Source organism: Mucilaginibacter gotjawali, from assembly GCF_002355435.1.
Taxonomy (GTDB): Bacteria; Bacteroidota; Bacteroidia; order Sphingobacteriales; family Sphingobacteriaceae; genus Mucilaginibacter; species Mucilaginibacter gotjawali.
Map to the genome: position 1 here is coordinate 2095382 of NZ_AP017313.1, position 21216 is coordinate 2116597.

Sequence of the window (21216 nt, forward strand, 5' to 3'; positions counted from 1 at the left end):
TAAAAAGCAACAATTATTCTATCGTTTCTTCAATATCTCGTTCGTAGAGGTCTTTTTGGCGGTGAATAATCTCGGCAAGGGTAGCATCTTTAAGCATCCTTACAGTCTCCCGGCGAACATCCGAGAAGATATCCCTGATCCCGCAATGTACCTCATCTTTGCACTCCTGGCACTTTTGGTAGTACTTATGGGTAACACAGGGCAGCAAAGCAATCGGCCCGTCAAATATCCGCATCACTTCGGCCATGTTGATTTCTTCAGGCGTTAGTAAAAGGTAATATCCGCCTTCTTTTCCCTTTTTACTGTTTACCATACCGGCATTTCGCAATACCAATAAAATAGATTCAAGGAATTTTCTGGAAATATTTTCAGTTTCAGCAATAGTTCTGATCTGAACTGGTTCGTTCTGCGGTTGTTGGGCTAAATAAACCAGGGCGTTGATTGCGTATTTGGCTTTTTTGGAAAGCATATGCACAAAATTGCGTATTATTTATCAATTAAAAAAATTAATTATTGGCGGCCCTGTAAGGCCGGTTTCATTAGTCGTTTAGTTCATAAATCAATGCTTCATAGGGTCTTAACACAATATTTGAACTATTATTTACCGATGCCGCTCCATCGGCATAATTAGCTGCCAGCAATTTTGAGTTCTTTATCGCAATGCCGATATCAGTTTGCGCCGTATTGGCCGTAAAATTTAGCACGATAAGCATTTTTTTTCCTTCGCCTTCCCTGGTGTATGCATAAACATTTGGGTTCTTTTTATCCAGCAAGGTATATTTTCCGTAAACCAATACTTTGTGCTGGTTCCTTAAAGCAACCACTTTTCTAAAATAATTCAGGCATGAGTTTTGGTCTTTTTCTTCCGCTGCCACATTGATGGTTTTATAGTTGGGGTTTACCTTTATCCACGGCGTACCGCTGGTAAACCCTGCATTTTTAGTGGCATCCCATTGCAGCGGGGTGCGGCCATTATCCCGGCAGGCATACTTAATGCCGTCCATGAATTTTTGCATATCACCGCCAATATTTTGCTGGTGCTTGTACTCGTTTAAGGTTGACATGTCGCGGTAATCCTCAATTTTATCGAACCTGATATTCGTCATGCCTAATTCATCACCATTATAATAGTACGGCGTGCCGCGCATAGTCATGATAAAGGTCGTTAGCATTTTTGATGAAAGCTCCCTGAATTGGGGGCTGTCATTTCCAAAACGGCTAACCATCCTGGCCTGGTCATGATTCGCCAGGAAAATGGATAGCCAGCCTTTGGTGGCAAATACGCTATCCCAACGGCTGAACACTTCTTTAAAATGTATAACACTGTACCCTTTTGGATTACTGGGAATGTCAACCCCTTCAAAAGCGTAGGCCATATTTAATTCGTTTCGGTCGGCATCCACCATGTCATGGGCATCTTTGTAAGAGTTACCGGCCCCTTCGGCAACACTCATTACATCGTATTTGCTTAACACCTCCTTATTCATTTCCTGCAGGTAGTCATGTAAATGCGGCCCTACGGCGTAATAAAGCGAGAAATTTTTTTCGTAACCATCGGGGAATTTAGGGAAGGTAGTGTCCTTCGCCGCAAACTGGAACGCATCCAACCTGAAACCGTCAATACCCTTTTCGCACCAATATTTCATCATGTCATAAATTTCACTGCGCAGTTTTGGGTTTTCCCAGTTCAGGTCTGGTTGTTTGCGCGAGAAATAGTGCAGGTAATAGGCATTCGTTAATGAATCATAACGCCAGGCGTCGTGGTTAACATCAAATAAGCTGTATCTTGGGTTTGGTTTTCCTTTATCAGCGTTCCACCAATGGTAATAATCGCGGTAAGGGCTGGTCCTTGAGCTGCGGCTTTGTTTAAACCATTCATGCTCGTCGCTGCTATGGTTTACTACAAGGTCCATCACCAGTTTTATTCCTCTTTGGTGCATGCCTTTCAACAAGGCGTTAAAATCGTCCATCGTTCCAAACTCTTTCATGATGTTGCGGTAGTCGCTTACATCGTAGCCATTGTCATCATTCGGCGAGCTATAGATTGGGTTCAGCCAGATCACATTAACCCCCAGGCTTTTGATATAATCAAGTTTGGAAATAATGCCTTGCAGGTCACCGACGCCATCACCATTGGCATCTTTAAAACTGCGGGGATAGATCTGGTAAACCACTGCCTCTTTCCACCATTTTTTATCGGTCGATTCCTGGGCATAATTCTTTTGGGGGCAGTTGAGCAGGGTGATTGCAAAAAAGGCAATAAATAGCGTTCTCATTTTTATTATCTTCGGTAACTAATTCATAAACTTTTTAAACCGGGTATTATTTCTCTAAAAACCGGAGACCTGTTTTCTTGCGGATAGCTGCGGCACCTTGCTTTAGCTAAACTCTTCCGGAAAATAAAAATCGTTGGTTTATAAAGATGATAAAGCAAATATGTTAAAGATATTTGGTGATTAACAGAAGTATGTTTACAAATTATAAATTGTATATGGTGAATTTGAGGTTTAACACAACTGTTTTACTGGTTTTTATCATGGTATCAATATGCAGTTTGGTAACAGCCCAACAGCAAAAAACAAACCTTTATAACGAGCCATTTCGCCCGCAATTGCATTTTTCGCCAAAGGCGCACTGGATGAACGACCCCAATGGTATGGTTTATTTTAATCATACTTATCACCTGTTTTTTCAATATTATCCGGGCGGCACCGTCTGGGGGCCCATGCATTGGGGTCATGCCATCAGTAAGGACCTGGTGCACTGGCAGCAACTCCCGATTGCCTTATACCCGGATAGTCTGGGCTATATTTTTTCGGGTAGTGCCGTGGTCGACTCAAACAATACATCGGGATTCGGAAAAAATGGCAAAATTCCATTGGTCGCTATTTTTACCCATCACGACCCAAAAGGGGAGCGAGCTGGAACGGACAATTTTCAGAATGAAAGTATTGCCTATAGTTTAGATGAAGGGCGTACCTGGACGAAGTACAGCGGTAACCCGGTTTTAAAAAATCCGGGGATCAGAGATTTTCGCGATCCTAAAGTGATGTGGTATGCAAAGGATAAAAAGTGGGTAATGACACTGGCGACAAAAGACCATATCACCTTTTATTCATCGCGTGACTTAAAAACCTGGGCGAAAGAAAGCGAGTTTGGTAAAGAAATTGGCGCCCATGGCGGCGTGTGGGAATGTCCGGACCTGTTCCCGTTAAAATTGAATGGAAAACAGTATTGGGTGCTGGTTGTCAACCTGAATCCCGGTGGCCCTAACGGCGGGTCAGCAACGCAATACTTTGTCGGACAATTTGACGGCGAACAATTTGTGCCCGTTGACGATCAGATCAAATGGCTGGATTATGGCCCGGATGAGTATGCAGGGATCACCTGGAACAATACCGGCTCACGAAAAATATTTTTAGGCTGGATGAGCAACTGGAGTTATGCCACCCAGGTGCCAACTGCAAGCTGGAGGAGCGCAATGACGATCCCAAGGGACTTGAAATTGATCAGTATTGATGGAAATATTTTGCTTACTTCTATGCCGGTGAAGGCAATATTGAAATTGAAACAACAGCCAATTTTAGCCGGCAATGTTCATGTTAAAAAATATATGCTGGTAACACTAAGGCCAGCACAACTGCGGGACGGTACCTTTTGGATCTTCAAACCAACTCCTTAAATGATTTTGCGTTAGAACTTGCTAACAGTAACAATGAAAAACTGATAATTGGATTTGATAAAAATGCCAATCAATACTTTATAGACAGAACGAAAGCCGGAGTCCATGATTTTAATAAAGATTTTGCCGGTATTTTTAAAGCCCCGCGTTTTGTAGCAAACAAATCAGTTAAGCTTACCCTGGTTGTTGACAGGGCTTCGGTTGAAATTTTTGCGGATGGTGGCGCAACTGTAATGACTTGTATTTTCTTTACTGAAAAGCCTTTAAATAAGGTATCTATTTTGTCAGATAGCGCCATTCGTATCAAATCATTATCAATTGCCGGGCTGAAGTCTATCTGGTAAAAGCCTTTTTGATAAAAATAAAATAACCGCATTTGTTATTATAAGTTCGTTATGTAAACTGCCTTTAGCTGTGTTTCGTGTTCCCGCATATCAGTCGGTAAAACCAATATTTGGTTAAAATAACGTGAGTTCGATATAAGAATTTGGATATCATCGTCGTATGCTCCGCCATAAGCGGACTACCGCTTAGTAGCATGATGTTCAAACAGTATTTTTGCCGAGTCAGCGGCTACCCAATTCGCGAAGGGTAGCCACTGACGTGGCAATTATCACGGGTATTGGTTTCTACAAAGCGGTAGCCCGCCACGGGGTTGGGCAAAGGTTTTTCTTATATTGAACTTACATTGAAATAAACTAAATGTTGGATGCTTTTACCAGGGGCTGGTTTATACCAGCAAAAATAATATCAATATTTTTGTTTAAAGTATTTTTTATAAAAAGCTGATTTAAAGCTGGTTGATTTTATAACAACCTGTTTTTGATTAAATTTTTATTATATAAAATAGCTGCAGCAACCGGCATTCATATACCGCTTTCATAATGCGCTTATATTTATCCTCAACCATCAATTGCATTCCTGTTTTTATAATGAAAAAACTCCTGTTAACATTATCATTGATAATTGCGTTTATTATTGTCCGTTCGCAAAATCTAACACCAAGGCAGTTATTCCCAGGCCTGTTTGAATCTGTCCAGCTGTCCGATATTTTTCCGGACAACAAAACATTTGTTGATGCTACGCCAAAGCGCGATCCGGCAGTGATTATGAAAGATTATCTGGCGCAGAAAAATAAACCCGGGTTTGACCTGAAGCAGTTTGTTACCGATAACTTTGATATACCGGGCGGACCCAAAACTATTTTCAAAAGTGATATCAATACGGGCATCCGCAAGCATATTGATACATTGTGGCAGGTGCTTTACCGCAGGCACGATACGGTATCAAAGTATTCGTCGTTATTGCCAATGCCAAATGATTTTATAATTCCGGGCGGGCGGTTTCGCGAAACCTATTACTGGGATTCGTATTTTACGATGCTGGGCCTCCAGGAAAGCCATCAAACAAAGATCATTCAAAACATGATCGGGAATTTCGCCTACATGATTGATAAATACGGGTTTATTCCTAACGGAACACGTACCTATTATTTGACGCGGTCGCAGCCCCCGTTTTTTTCAATGATGCTGGATGTTTTGGCTAAGGACCAGGGCAAGCAGGTTTTGGTTAAATATCAGCCCGAACTTTTAAAAGAATATGCGTTTTGGATGAAAGGTTCAGCAAAACTGAAGCCGGGGCAGGCCTACCGCAATTCAGTACGAATGCCGGGCGGCGAAATATTAAACCGTTATTGGGATGAATCTGACAAACCCCGCGAGGAATCGTTTAAGAAAGATGTAAATGCTGCAAAATTAACAAAGCAGGATACCAATGCCTTTTACCGTAATATTCGTGCAGCTGCCGAGTCGGGCTGGGATTTTAGTACCCGATGGATGGATACCACCGGTAAGCTGGAGACTATTCAAACTACCTTTATTATCCCGGTTGATCTGAACTGTTTGCTTTACCACCTTGAATTGTCAATAGCGTCATCGTACCAGCTCAGGGGCGACGCTGCCGGCTATAATAGTTATTTAACAAAGGCTTTACTGCGAAAAAAAGCTATCTTAAAATACTCATGGAGTGAAAAAAACGGATGGTTTATGGATTATAACTGGAAAGAAAAACACACAACGCCGGTTGAAACGCTTGCGGGCGTATTTCCGCTTGAGTTTAACATAGCCGGCGTAAAACAGGCAGAGCAGGTTGCCTCTAAATTAAAAAGCAAGTTCCTAAAGCCAGGGGGGCTGGTTACAACCATCAACCGCTCCGGACAGCAATGGGATAGCCCGAACGCCTGGGCGCCACTTCAGTATATGGCCATTGATGGGCTTAACAATTACCATCAAACAGGCCTGGCGCAAAGTATTGCCATTACCTGGATCCAAACTAATTTGCAGGTGTTTAATGAAACCGGCAAATTGATGGAAAAGTATAACGTTGTTGACACAAATGTTAAGGCCGGCGGCGGCGAATACCCCCTGCAGGACGGTTTTGGCTGGACGAACGGTGTGTTACTTAGTCTTCTTGATCGTTATTATCCTTCTCAATTATAATTGGTTATATAAATGTTTTAACTGATTTTAGGTAGTTGATGAATATTGCTATGTAAAATCGGTTTTTAATATTAATTTTAGAGCAAAGGTTTCAGGCCTTGTCAAACCAATTTTATTATGAGGATTTTTCTACCACTATTATTTCTGGTGATTTTTGTGTGCCCTGCATTTTCTGTTGGTAAAACCGACAGTCTCATAGCCGTTTTGAAGGTTGAACTCGCAAAACGGAAAATTTATGATAATCAAAAGGAACTACGCATTAAAAACCTGAAACAAAAATTGGCCGCTGCCGTGCCTAATGATTTTAACACGCAGTACGATATTTGCAACAGGTTATATGAGGAATATAAGGTTTACCAATTTGATTCGGCCTATGTTTATGCCCAAAAACTAATTGCTATAAGTAAACGCGCCAATAACGCGGTGCATTTGAATGAAAGTAAAATCAAAATGGGTTTTCTTTTACTTTCGGCAGGTATGTTCACTGAAACTTTTGCCTGTTTAAACCAGGTAGATACACATTTGCTGGGGAACGACTCCAAATTGCAATATTACTCTATAAAATCACGTGCCTACTCCGACCTTGCCGACTATAATAACGATAAAAATTACGCACCGTTTGATCAAACAGAGGCGGTTAAATTCATTGACTCAGCTATTGCCATGTCAAAACCTAATTCTTTTGATCAGTTGTATCATCTTGGTAATAAGCAAGTTATATCTAACAATGTGCAAAAGCCATCGCCATATTATACTGAATTGATAAATCATTATAGGCTTACAGACCACCAGCGTGCCATGGTAGCAACGGGTTTAAGCTATTTTTACGAAGGGCCGTACCAATCAGAGGACCGTACGCGATTGTTGGCTATCGGTGCAATAAACGATATCCGGTCATCAACGAAGGAAACGCTGGCTATTTTTAAATTAGGGCAGCAATTATACATTAAAGGAAACGTTGAGGATGCCTATACATTTATTGAGCAGGCCATGGATGATGCGCAATTCTACGGTGCAAGGCTTCGGAAAATTCAAATCGGTGCCGTCCTGCCTATCATTGCTGCCCAAAAAATATTGGTTGCTGATAAGAAAAGCCTGCAGGCTGAAAATGAAAAGAACAGGTTCCTGGTTTATTTCCTATCCATAACAGTGTTTGCCATAGTCATCGCGCTGGTATCGTTTATTGTGTTTATTCAATTAAAAAGAGTAAAAGTAAAAGAGAAGATCATTGAAGATAAAAATGTTCAGCTCGAAAAAATAAATGAAAGGCTTATTGAAGATACGCATATCAAAGAGGAGTATATCGGTTACTTTTTCAATGTGATATCGGGTTACATTTTGAAACTCGAAAAACTTAAAAGAGGCATTGAGCGTAAGTTGTCAATAAAAAAATACGAGGATATATTGGTATCTATAAATGAAATAAATATAAAAAAGGAAAGAGATACGCTGTTTTATACATTTGACCATGTTTTTTTGAAGATATTCCCCAACTTTATTAATACTTTCAACTCTCTTTTTAAGAAGGAAGACCAGATTTGGCCCAAGGATAACGAGGTGTTAAATACGGATCTGCGCATATTTGCCCTAATGCGTTTAGGGATTAATGATAACGAAACGATTGCTAACATCCTGGAGTACTCTGTTAATACGATTTATGTTTACAAAATGCGCATAAAGGCGAAAGCGCTTGTCCCCAGCGATCAGTTTGATCATAAAATAATGGATATAAAGGCAGTCGACCTGCTAAATAAGCAGTAACTTTTTTCCCCTTTTAACAGACCGGTAAATTTTTTATTTTCCCCCGTTTTCTGCTGTCACAACGACATTTTTTCTTGCTTACTTTATAGCTGTATAAATACCACGTTCTGTTAAATTAATACACTAAAACGTTAAATTAAGTTTATATTTTCGACCTTCTTTTATTTTTTAATATATTGATATATAGTAAGTTGTAATTTTAAAAGTCTATATTTTCTGAAATTTTTAGTAAACAAATAGGTAATGCTGTAACGACCCTGTTACTTTGTATAGATAGTAATATAGGCTAACCCTAAATACTATTATACAAACCAATTTTTTTACCTGTAAAACATAACCTGTTTTATATTCTGAATTTAGTTAAAAAAACCGATTAATGATGGCGGTATGCCACTATTGGTTTCTGATTTTTTTTAAAATGTGTTATATACCAACTGATTTAAACCAAAACAAAAAACCAATTAACCATGGAACCTAATTTTAATAAAATGCCGCCCTGAATAATAATAACAGGCCTGCAAAACGTGCTGAGTGTTATAAGATAACAGGCACGGGAAAATCTAATAAAATCAACTATTATTTTTTATGATTAATTTAATCAACCCAGTAAACCTTCAAAATCAATTTTATGCAATTTAAAAATTTACTTAAAGTAAGTTTGCTTGCCTTATTCTGTTTTTTTATGGTGCCTGCAATGGCGCAGAATAAAACGATTACAGGTAAAGTGACCGACTCAAAAGATGGTTCGCCTTTAATAGGTGCGTCAATTTCAGCAAAAGGCTCAACAGCTGGCGCCATTACCGACATTAACGGTGCGTTTAAACTAACTGTTCCCGCCTCAACAACAACCCTGGTAGTATCATACATCGGGTATGTTTCAAAAGACGTTTTAGTTACATCCGACGTAGTTAACGTAACACTCGACGCCAATAACAACGCACTGAATGAAGTGTTAGTGGTGGGTTACGGTACCGTACGGAAAAAGGATGCTACCGGTGCTGTAGTGAAAGTTAACTCCGCCGACTTTGTGCAGGGTGTTACAACTGATCCATTACAGCAATTACAAGGTAAAGCAGCCGGTGTGGTAGTTGCCACAACCAATGGCGACCCTAACGGCGGGCTTACCGTTCGTATCCGTGGTACTGTTTCGCTTACCGGTGGTAACGATCCATTGTACGTTATTGACGGTGTAGAAGGCGCTGATCCGCGCGCACTATCTCCGAATGATGTAGAATCATTTGACATCTTGAAAGATGCATCCTCCGCCGCTATTTATGGTTCACGTGCTGCAGGTGGTGTTATCATGATTACCACAAAACAAGGCAAAGCAGGTAAAGCGCAGGTATCATTTAATACCTATGTAGCTTCCGAATCGTATGAGCATTTAATGGATTTTGCTAATGCAAGCCAGTATCTATCAATGTTCCAGTCATTCTATGGCCACCCAATGGCAACCTTTAACCCGGCCTCGCCGTCAACAACCAGCAACCAGGGTGCTAACACTAATTGGTATAAAGCGTTGTTACGTACAGGCTTAACTCATAATGAAAACCTTTCTGTTGCCGGCGGTACCGATAAGAGCCACTACCGGGCATCAGTAACCTATACTGATCAGCAGGGTATTGCTTTGGCCTCCGAAAGAAAAGACCTTAACGCCCGTTTTAACTTTGATCAGAAAACGCTCGACGATAAGTTGCTGATTACTATGAATTTGCAGGCAACGCATACCAATGCAAACTATACAGATGGTAACGCTTTTTCTGACGCGGCATTTGTTCCGTCGGTGATCAGCGAATATGATCCGCTTAATCCTGGTCATTACCAGTACATCAATAATACAGATGAAACCAACCCGGTTCCTCACTTAACTGATATTACCAATACTGGCGCGATTAATAAAATGAGCGGCAACTTACGTTTAGATTATACTTTAGCTAAAGGTTTAGTAATTAGTCCGTTTGCAAATGGTTCTTTAGGCAATGCAAGCTATAACCTTTACCTGCCTCCTTCAAATTTATTGAGTGCTGTAAACGACCAGTTAAATTATACGCTGAATCAAACTACAGTTCCCGGGGAACTTTTGACCGACGGTGACGTTGATAAAAGCTCTACTGCTGATTACAGTGTTACGTATGGTATCTACGCGAACTACAAAACAACGTTTGGCAAAAGCCGGTTGAATTTATTAGGCGGTTACGAAGGCAACCAGTTTAATAACACTGGCTTAAGGGTTGCCGCACATAATTTCAATGATATTACCAATTATCCAAATGAAAATATCGGTGCTGCAAACTTAGTTACCAATAAAGACATTAATTCTTATGATAACGGGTTTACACTGCAATCTTATTTTGGCAGGGCTGAATATAATTTCAACGATAAATATTATATTACCGGCAACGTAAGGTATGATTACTCAAACAAATTAGGTTTAAACAACCAGTCAGAAGTTTTCCCTTCAGTTGACGCTGCATGGGTAGTGAGCAATGAAGACTTTTTAAAACAAACTACCTGGCTTACTTCACTGAAGATCCGTGGCGGTTGGGGTAAAGTTGGTGACCAGAGTGCGATCAGTCCTTACGCTTCACAATTCTTATTCGGTTCAACAGGTAACCTTTATTATGATGGTGCTACCGGTACCTGGCTGACAAGCAATTTTTCGACCCAAAATCAAAATAATGATTTGAAATGGGAAACGGTAACAACTGTTGACCTTGGTGTTGATTTCAGCTTATTCCAGGGCCGTTTAACCGGTAATGTTGATTACTACAGTAAAACAACCAATAACCTGCTTTTTGACTACACTGTTCCAACTGGTGGTCAGTATTTCGTAGGAACTATTTTGGCGAACGTAGGTACCATGACCAATAAAGGTTTTGAATTCAGTTTGAATGGTGCGATTGCAAAGAGTAAAGATTTCTCATGGAACTTAGGAGCGAACGTTTCTATTAACCGTAATAAGATCGTTAGCCTTTCGGGAGCGCTTAATAACACCCAGTTTAATGTTACCCAGTCACAAGTTGGTTCAACAGGTGGTTTAGGTATCAGCGGCGCGGTTTCTCAAATCGGCTACTTAAAAGTTGGTTATCCAATAGGTACTTTATTATTGCCCGAATACGCGGGGCAGGATGGTTCAGGAAAACAGCTTTTTTATTATAACAAAAATGGCTCTAGACAAACCACAAGTAACATTGGCGATTTAAACATGGCTGACGATGGTACCGGCGACAGGAGGTTTTATACTACCGATCCTAAATTTACTTACGGTATCAGCAACAACTTTACCTACAAACATTTCGACCTGGTTATTTTCCTTCGCGGCCAATATGGAAGCAAAGGCTTTAACCAAAATGATATGAACTTTACCAGTTTGCAAAAGTTAGGCACTTACGCTGTTTTGGCCAGTGCTGCTAAAGACCATATCACCAGTTCATCTGAACCATCCTCATACTTCCTGGAAAGCACATCTTTCCTGAAGGTTCAAAATGCTACCTTAGGCTATACCTTTAAATTGAGTGAAAATAAATATATTGATAAATTGCACATTTATGTAGCCGGTAACAACCTGTATACTTTCACCAGCTACAAAGGTATCGACGCTGAGTTAACAACTGCAGGTGGTCAAACCGGTATCGACCAGGCTATTGCTTATCCTCGTACCCGCGAATTATCATTTGGCGTTAATCTTACACTTAAATAACTATAAATTTTAGTATATGAAAAAGAAACATTTATTGATCACTACGGCAATCCTCCTGGGGCTGAGTGTTTTTTCTTGTAAAAAACAAATAAACCCTGCTGAAGACACCGTAATTAAGACTGCCGCAGCAGGCAGTACCTCGTACCTCAAATCCATCGTTTTGGGTACTTACACCAAACTGCAGGGTTTAACGGGCAATAACGCCATGTTACTTACCGCAGAAGAAACAGGTGATGGTTTGATCGTTCCGGGCCGTATTGGTGGTGACTGGGCGGACGGTGGCGTTTGGCAGCAATTATGGCTGCACCAGTACCCTGCATCACACGGTAATATCTCGGGTGCCTGGGATAATGCTTACAGCACCATCGGCGCTATCAACATTACCATTAATCTTTTACAGGGCATTCCTTCAACGCCGGCAACCGTTTATTCCATTGCTGAGTTAAAAACCCTGAGGGATTATTTTTACTACTTATTGTTAACAAACTACGGAAATGTACCGCTTATTACTTCTTCAAGTACTGATGCGAGTACCGTAACCAACCCGGCAGGTTCAAATGTTACCGTTTTTAACTATTTAATTAACGAGTTAAAAGCTGACGCACCTATTTTAAGTAATAAAACCCCGGCACAGGATGGTGGCCAATACGGCAGGCTAAACAAATGGGGCGCATACTTTTTGCTGGCTAAATTGTATTTGAACCAAAATGTGATCACCGGTACCACTGATAACAGCGGATATATTGCTTGCTCAGCTTATTGCGATTCAATTATGACCGCCGGTTACAGTTTGTCAGGTAACTTCCTTGATAACTTCTCAAGCAACAACACAGGTTCTCCTGAAAATATTTGGGTAATACCTTATGACCACACTTATGCAGGTGGCTTAAACATCCAGATGATGACCATGCACTACAACCAGGCTGCAAAATATGGTTGGGGAAGTACAGGTGGCCCATGGAACGGTTTCTGTGCAAATGCTGACTTTTACAAAAAATTCGACAACGCAGATTCCCGTAAAAAAGGATGGATGGCTGGTATTCAATATGCAACTGATGGCGTTACACCGTTAACCACCCGTGGTAGCGATAGCTCATTAGTTTTGAACTACAGGCCGCAGGTTTCAAGTTTGTATACTGCAACAGAATATGACGGTGTTCGCCAGCAAAAATGGCAGCTTACCCCTGGTTCCGCAAACCAGGATGCTGACTGGGCTTTGTTCCGTTATTCTGACGTATTGTTAATGAAAGCTGAATGCCAGATGCGTTTAGGAAATACTGCTGCAGCATTAACCTATACTGCGCCTGTTAGATTAAGGGCAGGTGTTGCTAATTTCTCATCTGAAGCATTCAATTTAGATTCGTTATTAGCTGAAAGGGGCCGTGAGTTTGTTTGGGAAGGCTGGAGAAGAGAAGATTTGATCCGTTTCGGACACTTTGGTGATCCTAAACAATTCAAACCTGCTGCTGATGCTGATAAACATTGGGCATTATTCCCAATCCCAACTGAGGCACACCAAAAAGATCCAAACCTGGTTCAAAACCCTGGTTATACCTGGTAGATTCAGTTGATCTGATATTTTTAATGGAGTAGTAATTTTAAAATTACTACTCCATTTTTAGTTCTATATATTTGATGTTATAAATGAAAACACACCAACCCAAACTCGTATTCCTGACCCTTGCCTTTTTCTTTTTTTCCTGTCACAACAAAAATGAAGTTAATAAAGAAGATGCGCTTTTTCAATTAATGCCATCAACCCAAACAGGCATTTCTTTTAACAATAAAGTGGTAGACGATGGCGAGTTTAACGTTTTTAACTATCGTAATTTTTATAACGGTGGGGGTGTGGCCATTGGCGATGTAAATAATGATGGTAAACCTGATGTTTTCTTTACCTCAAACCAGGGCGAATGTAAACTTTATATCAATAAAGGAAACTGGAAATTTGAGGATGTCACCGCTAAGTCGGGTTTAAATGCGTATCACCGGTGGCATACGGGGGTTACCATGGTTGATATCAATGGTGATGGTTGGCTGGATATTTATATCAGTAATAGCGGTGGGCTCGGCAATGCTGACAGAGCAAACGAGTTATACATTAACCAGAAAGATGGCACATTTAGGGAAGAAGCCGCAGAATATGGCCTGGCTGATAAAGGTTTAGGCACCCAGGCCATATTTTTTGACTACGACCATGACGGCGATCTGGATTGTTTTATATTGAACAACAGCTACCGGCCAATTGAGAGTTTTGGGTATAACAAGGAACTGAGGAATATTCGCGACCCGAACTATGGTGACCGTTTATACCGGAATGACAACGGAAAATTTGTGGACGTGAGTGCCGAAGCCGGGATATATGGTAGTGAAATAGGTTTTGGTTTGGGCGTGGCGGCAGGCGACATGTTTAATACAGGTTGGGACGATATGTACATTTCAAATGATTTTTTTGAACATGATTATCTGTACCGGAATCAGCATAACGGCAAATTCAATGAAATAAGCAACGAGGCATTGGGGCATATGAGCCTTTCGTCAATGGGCTCAGACTTAGCGGACATCAATAACGATGGTTTGCTGGATATGTTTACTACAGACATGCTGCCCGAAAATGACTACCGTTTAAAAACCACCACTAAGTTTGATGAGTTTGACGTGTATGCTGCTAAATTCAGGAGTGATTTTCATCACCAGTTTACCAAAAACTGTTTACAGCTTAACAACGGGGATGGTACCTTTAGCGAGATTGCCGACCTTGCCGGTGTAAATGCCACTGACTGGAGTTGGGGCGCGCTTTGTTTTGATTTTAATAACGACGGCTGGAAAGATGTATTTGTAACCAACGGTATCAGCCGCGACCTGACTAACCAGGATTTTCTCACGTATTTTAGCAGCGACGAAGTAAAGAACGAGATTAAACATGGCGGTTTTAAAGCAAAGGCGCTTTTAGATAAGATGCCAAAAACCCCTATAAGCAGTTATGGCTTTGTAAATCAAAAAAACCTGCAATTTAAAAACGAAACAGAGACAATGGGATTTACGACCCCCGGCTTTAGCAACGGCGCCGCATATGGCGACCTTGATGGTGACGGAGACCTCGACCTGGTGGTAAATAATGAAAACGGGGTGGCGTTTATCTACAGAAATATGACTGCGGAGCGGACCCACGCACATTATCTCAAAATAAATTTAAAGGGCAGCGGCATGAATACCTTCGGTATAGGTGCAAAAGTTACCGTTTATACCAATGGCATGCAGCAGTTGCTTGAGCAGCAGCCTACCCGGGGTTTTGAAAGCAGCAGCGAACCGGTGTTAAATTTCGGGACAGGGAAATATAAAAAGGTTGACAGCCTTAAAGTGGTATGGCCTGACATGAAAATGCAGGTATTGAAAAATTTAAGCGCCGATGCAACGATTACTTTAAAGCAAACTGATGCTAATTTGACTTTTATACCAGCGTTACCGAATGCCAGGGCTTTATATAAAAATGTTACAGCAACAAGTTTTAAAGGGGACATCAATCATAAAGAAAACGACTATAAAGATTTCGACGATCAACGACTGATTCCAAAAATGCTATCGACCGAAGGGCCAAAACTTGCTGTTGCAGATGTTGACGGTGACGGGCTCGAAGATTTTTTTGTGGGGAGCGCTACCGGGGATACTGCGAAGCTCTTTATTCAACAGCCCAACGGTAATTTTATCCGGAAGAACGAATTTGCTTTTGCCCAGGATAAAAACAGCGAGAATATTGGGGCATTGTTTTTGGATGGCGATCATAGTGGTAAAAAAGACCTTGTGCTTGTGTCAGGAGGTAATATGGAGAAAGAAGGCTCAATTGACTTGCTTGCACGCTACTATACAAATGACGGCAAAGGCAACTTTACCCGCAAATACAATGGCTGGCCTTTGGTTTCTATAAACGCCTCATGCATAAGGCTGAACAATGATAATGGCGACCTGTTTATCGGCGCCCGCAGCGTTCCCGGAACATATGGTGTTATCCCGTCAAGTAAGCTACTAAGGAACGATGGGCACGGAAACTTCAGCGATGTTACTGCCGCGCTGGCCCCTGACCTGGTAAAATTAGGTATGGTTACCGATGCGCAATGGGCAGATATAGATGGCAGCGGGAAAAACGCCCTCGTGGTAGTGGGTGATTGGATGCCGGTAACTATTCTTAAATATATTAACGGCAAACTTGAAAAGACAGGTGAAATAGCAAATTCTTCCGGCTGGTGGAATTGCCTCACCGTGGCTGATTTAAATGGCGACGGAAAGCTTGACCTGGTTGCAGGCAATAATGGATTGAATTCGAAAATAAAAGCTGATGCGGCCCATCCGGCAAAAATGTATGTTTCTGATTTTGACAACAACGGGCAGGTAGAGTGCATCCCGGTTTACTATAAAACCGACGGCAAAGCATATCCTTTTAACCTGCATGATGATATTCTGCGGCAAATGCCAATTCTAAAAAAGAAATTCTTAAGGTATGATACTTATGCGGGTAAGGGTATCGATGAAATTTTCACACCCGAGGAATTGGAGAAAGCATCGGTATTAAGTGTTACTCAAACCCAAACCTGTGTTTTTTATAACAATGGCAAAGGGCAATTTACCATGCAGCCTTTGCCGGTAAGGGCACAGTTCTCGCCGGTATTCAGCATATTGGCCACCGATATCAATAATGATGGCATCACCGATCTTTTCCTGGGAGGTAATTTTTATGGTTTAAAACCCGAAGTTGGAAGATACGATGCCAGTTATGGCACAACGCTTTTAGGAAATGCAAAACACGGGTTTGACTATCTTTCGCCGGCAAACACTGGCTTGTTTATAAAAGGTGAAGTGCGTGATATCAGCAGGATAAAAACAAAAAGCGGCACTGCTATTATTGTTGCGCGCAATAACGACGCCCTGCAGCTGTTCAAAAAGAATTAAAAAGAGAGGCCCCGACTTCAACGTCAGGGCCTGTTTTTTTACAGGACAAGAATGTTACGTTTACGCCGCTTTAACGGGGCTGATCATTTGGATAGGTTGAAAAATTAACCTGCATATCAACACTATCGGTGTCGCCAACCGGGAGCTTATCATTAAAATAAGTTTCAAAAGGCATTATCGCCGTTTGGTAGGCATGATCCATAAAGTATTGTCTCAAAGCCAGGTATGCCTGGTTTCTCTTGTTAAATGGTCCCTTAAAACGTGCTGCGTAAAGCGGACCGCCCTTTGGCATCCTGGTAAAAATAATTTCTTTACCTGATGATACTTCTTTATCAATATACAAACCTACGTTAACCTGTGTAGAGTCTTTACCCTTTGGTAAGTACTGTGCTATTACGGGATACATCTGTTTAACATTATTGTCTTTTACAAATTGCTTTAAAACCGTAAGCATGCCGGCTGCCTCCATAAACCGTTTTTCTTTTGATACTTCTTTACGCATAACAATCAGGTTGCTTTCAGGCACACCGGTTGCAAAAATTTTGAACCCGTAATGCAAACTGTCATTTTCCATAAAGTTTTTTAGTAAGGCCAGGTGTTTCCCGGGAGAAGCGGAAGGCCAGATATTTTCTATCAGATAATTAATAGCAGATGTTTTTTCTTCTGAAACAACCGTGGTTTTATTATAAAACTTGTCGGCAACCGGGATTAAGATATAGCTATAACTGGCCTTTTGGCCATTGATATCCTCGTCCACAAAAAAACCACCGCTTTTCATTTGTACATTGATCTGAATGCCTGGATATTTTATTCGAAAGGAAGCATTAGCATTTTCGATGGAGACTTTAGCAGAATCGGCAACAGCCACTTTTTTTAATCCGGGGGCTAACTGTTCCCATTTAAATGGGTTGGATAAAACGCTGTAGATGATTAAAAAAGGAGACTTTACCAGGGTTGATTTTTGTTGGGTTACCGGAATAAAACATGCCGCAATAATAGCCACTGTTAATACCGGAAATAAAACTTTTTTATTCATTTCGGAGTGTTTGCAAATTGGACGTTAAAAATAGGAATAAAAAGACATTTTCGGGCCCTGGCTGCCTTGTTTTGCTGTTTTTTTATTTAAAAAAGATTGTGTTTTAATGCTGATTAATGTTGGTTGTTTTAAAGAATTTAGGTAAATTTCGACACCAAAAATGAACCAGTTTGATGTCCGGAAACGAATTTAAGTCATGTGCTATTTTTAATTCTTCAACGGAGTATTTTAAAGGGTATTAAATATTTTTTTCTGATAGTAATTGATTAATGATCTTTAAAACAGCAAAAGAGAGCCGTAAAAAGCTGTATATCCTCCATCTAATTTTACTTTTCGGTATCGTATTTACTGGCATCAATTCCTGTAAACAAAAGAGCGAAAAACCTGCTGTTTTTCAATTGCTTGATTCAACGCAAACTAATATTTATTTTAAAAATACATTAAACGATACTGATTATCCCGGTATTTTAAACTACCTCTATTTTTATAATGGGGGTGGAGTTGCCGTCGGCGATATCAATAACGATGGTTTGCCGGATCTGTTTTTTACTTCCAATAAAAAGGGCGGCAACAAACTTTATTTAAACAAAGGTAATTACCAGTTTGAGGATATTACAGGAAAAGCCGGCGTTGCCGGTACTGCTGATTGGTGTACAGGTGTTACCATGGCCGATGTAAATAATGATGGTTATCTGGATATTTATGTTTGTGCAGTTTCTGGCAAACTTGGTTTTACAGGGCATAATATGCTCTATATCAACAATCATGATGGTACATTCACAGAAAAGTCTGCTGAATACGGGCTTGACTTTTCAGGTTATTCAACACAGGCAGCTTTTTTTGATTATAATCACGATGGCAGGCTGGATTGTTTTCTGCTTAATCAATCCAACCACTCGGTTGATACCTATGGCGACACCAGTTTGCGGCGAAAAGTAAATAAACTTGCCGGCAGCCGCCTGTTTTTAAACAATAAAGGGCACTTTGAAGATGTAACGTTAAAAGCCGGAATTTACAGCAGTGCCTTAGGCTATGGGCTTGGGTTAGGGATTGCTGATTTAAATAATGATGGCTGGGAAGATATTTATGTTGGTAATGATTTTCATGAAAATGATTATTACTACATCAATAATCATGACGGAACCTTTACTGAATCAGGCGCTAAGCATTTTAACCATTACAGCAGGTTTAGCATGGGTAATGATATAGCCGATTTTAATAATGACGGTCAGCTGGATATTATTACCGCAGATATGCTTCCACCTGGGGAAAATATCCTAAAATCTTACATGGGGGATGAATCTTACGATCAGTATAAGTACAAGATCCTGGATAACGGATTTCAATACCAGTATTCACGCAATTGTTTACAAAAAAACCTGGGCAACGGAAGCGCCTTCAGCGAAGTAGGGTTGATGGATGGTGTTTCGGCAACCGACTGGAGCTGGAGCCCCCTGCTTGCCGATTTTGATAACGATGGGATAAAAGACCTGTTTATTGCCAATGGAATAAAGCGAAGACCTACCGATATGGACTTTATAAGCTTTATTTCTAATATATCGGTACAGGGTTCACTCCAAACCGGCCACGGGACCGACAACCTTGCGCTTGATAAAATGCCAACCGGCGTAACTCATAGTTATGTTTTTAAAGGAACAAAAGCTGAAAAGTTTGTTGATCAAAGTGCTTTATGGGGTTTGCGCGATACCCTATTATCAAACGGTGCGGCCTATGCTGATTTGAATAATGATGGTAAACTTTCCCTGGTGGTTAATACCCTGAATCACCCGGCGTGCATCTACAAAAACTCATCGTCGGGCAGCCATTACCTCAGCATAAAATTTACTGGCAGCCAGGATAACCACTTCGGCATTGGTGCAAAAGCATATGTTTTTTGCAATGGGCAAATGCAATATGAGCAGCTCATGCTCACCCGGGGCTTCCAGTCGTCGGTTGAGCCTAAGCTCCATTTTGGTTTGAATGATCAAAAAAAAGCAGATAGCCTGTTGATCGTTTGGCCAAATCAAACTTTCCAGGTGATCAAAAATCTTAAAAGCGACCAGCTATTTGTGGCAGATCAAAAGAATGCGAAGGGGCATTTTGATTATGCCCAATTCTTTCCCGTTTCCAAACCAGTTTTTAAGGACATCACTGCTGACATAAACTTGAATTGGAAGCATCAGGAAAATGATTTTGTTGATTTTGATGTGCAACCATTTATTCCGCATATGCTTTCAAAAGAAGGGCCACGGATAGCAGTTGCTGATGTAAATAACGACGGCCTCGAAGATTTTTACGTTTGCGGCGCAAAGGGACAGCCGGGAGCTTTGTTTATCCAAAAACCCGGCGGTGGTTTTAAACCTTCGCCCCAATCCGACTTTATTGCCGATAAAGCATGCGAAGACGTTGATGCCGTTTTTATCGATGTAAATAAAACCGGGCACCAGGATCTTTATGTAGTAAGTGGTGGAAATGAATTAAAAAATGGATCGCCCGAATTGGCTGACCGCTTGTATATAAATGACGGTAAAGGTCATTTTAAACGATCGGACGCGAATCCGTCAATCAAAGTCAATAAAGCTGCGGTTGCGGTTGCCGATATAAATCATGATGGTTACCCGGACCTTTTTGTGGCGGGTGCACCTGAAGCTGCTAAATTTGGTGCGATACCGGAATCATACCTGTTGATGAATGATGGTCATGGACACTTTCAAAAAGCGCAAATCCCCGGTGAGCTCAAATATGCCGGTATGCTCCGGTCTGTCGCTTTTGCTGATCTTGATAACGATGGCTGGCCCGACCTGGTGGTAGGCGGAGAATGGATGCCAGTAAAAGTATTCATGAATAAACATGGTAAATTTGTTGAACAGCATTATGCCGGAATGGATAAGTTATCAGGATGGTGGCAGCGCATTGTTCTTGCTGATGTTGATGGGGACGGTAAAGTGGATATCATCGCTGGCAATTATGGCCTCAACTCCAAACTTAAACCAAGCGGCCAGGACCCAGTAAAACTGTATTTAACTGATATTGATAAAAACGGGACTGTTGACCCGCTGCTTACCTACAGTATAGACCAAAAAGATTATACCTTTTTAGGCAAAGGTGATATCGAGAAACAGGTGCCTTTAATAAAAAAGAAGTTTTTATATTATCATGATTTTGCCGGGAAGACGGTGAATGAGCTTTTTGGCGATTCACTGACCACTACAAGGCCGTTAACCGCTAACTCTTTTGTATCCGGCGTTTTCTTTAATAAGGGGGATGGGGATTTTCAGTTTAAACCATTCCCGTCGGCCGCCCAAACTTCACCGCTTTTTGGCTTTGCCAGTATGGCTGCACCTGGTAAAGGTATCCTGGCGGGAGGGAATTTCTCTGGCGTGATACCTTTTGAAGGACGCTATGATGCCGATTTTGGAGATATGATAATACCGGATAAAAAGGGCGATTTTAGCTGGCAATCACCGGTTAGTTCAGGTTTTATTTTACGCGGAGAAGTTCGGGATATTAAAACGATAAAAACCGCTAAGGGGATAATTTATGCAGTAGCATTTAATAATAACGCGATCAGGTTTTTTAAAATAACTAATTAGAT

General features: G+C 41.0%; 11 protein-coding genes. 8 read left to right on the plus strand and 3 right to left on the minus strand.

Annotated features, from left to right (window positions below):
• Positions 1-13: 13 nt before the first annotated feature.
• On the minus strand, positions 14-469 hold the full coding sequence (locus tag MgSA37_RS09645; RefSeq protein WP_096351523.1) for an RrF2 family transcriptional regulator: 456 nt from the start codon (positions 467-469) through the stop codon (positions 14-16).
• A gap of 70 nt (positions 470-539) precedes the next feature.
• Positions 540-2276, minus strand: a complete 1737-nt coding sequence (locus MgSA37_RS09650; RefSeq protein ID WP_096351524.1) for a glycoside hydrolase family 13 protein — start codon at positions 2274-2276, stop codon at positions 540-542.
• Positions 2277-2536: 260 nt separating this feature from the next.
• Here MgSA37_RS09650 and MgSA37_RS09655 point away from each other — a divergent pair, with 260 nt between their 5' ends.
• From MgSA37_RS09655 to MgSA37_RS09680, 7 genes are all read left to right on the plus strand, one after another.
• Positions 2537-3682 carry a glycoside hydrolase family 32 protein gene (locus MgSA37_RS09655; RefSeq protein WP_172885307.1) on the plus strand — a complete coding sequence of 382 codons (1146 nt, stop codon included), beginning with the start codon at positions 2537-2539 and terminating at the stop codon, positions 3680-3682.
• Positions 3658-4026, plus strand: a complete 369-nt coding sequence (locus MgSA37_RS28190) for a GH32 C-terminal domain-containing protein (RefSeq protein WP_157750518.1) — start codon at positions 3658-3660, stop codon at positions 4024-4026. The genes MgSA37_RS09655 and MgSA37_RS28190 overlap by 25 nt, the downstream gene beginning before the upstream one ends.
• A gap of 588 nt (positions 4027-4614) precedes the next feature.
• Positions 4615-6180, plus strand: coding sequence for an alpha,alpha-trehalase TreF (treF, locus tag MgSA37_RS09660; protein WP_232010830.1), 1566 nt, complete (start codon positions 4615-4617; stop codon positions 6178-6180).
• Positions 6181-6297: 117 nt separating this feature from the next.
• Complete coding sequence (locus tag MgSA37_RS09665; protein WP_157750519.1) at positions 6298-7941, plus strand: DUF6377 domain-containing protein; 1644 nt, start codon at positions 6298-6300, stop codon at positions 7939-7941.
• A gap of 628 nt (positions 7942-8569) precedes the next feature.
• Positions 8570-11641, plus strand: coding sequence for a SusC/RagA family TonB-linked outer membrane protein (locus MgSA37_RS09670; RefSeq protein WP_096351528.1), 3072 nt, complete (start codon positions 8570-8572; stop codon positions 11639-11641).
• Positions 11642-11657: 16 nt separating this feature from the next.
• Positions 11658-13202: a RagB/SusD family nutrient uptake outer membrane protein gene (locus tag MgSA37_RS09675; protein WP_096351530.1), complete on the plus strand. Its 1545-nt coding sequence runs from the start codon at positions 11658-11660 to the stop codon at positions 13200-13202.
• Positions 13203-13285: 83 nt separating this feature from the next.
• Positions 13286-16585, plus strand: a complete 3300-nt coding sequence (locus tag MgSA37_RS09680) for a VCBS repeat-containing protein (protein WP_096351532.1) — start codon at positions 13286-13288, stop codon at positions 16583-16585.
• Positions 16586-16655: 70 nt separating this feature from the next.
• Here MgSA37_RS09680 and MgSA37_RS09685 read toward each other — a convergent pair whose 3' ends face one another.
• On the minus strand, positions 16656-17621 hold the full coding sequence (locus tag MgSA37_RS09685) for a hypothetical protein (protein WP_096351533.1): 966 nt from the start codon (positions 17619-17621) through the stop codon (positions 16656-16658).
• Between the two features lie 269 nt (positions 17622-17890).
• Between MgSA37_RS09685 and MgSA37_RS09690 the strand changes: the two genes are divergently transcribed.
• Positions 17891-21214: a VCBS repeat-containing protein gene (locus MgSA37_RS09690; protein ID WP_096351535.1), complete on the plus strand. Its 3324-nt coding sequence runs from the start codon at positions 17891-17893 to the stop codon at positions 21212-21214.
• The last annotated feature ends 2 nt before the right edge of the window (positions 21215-21216 follow it).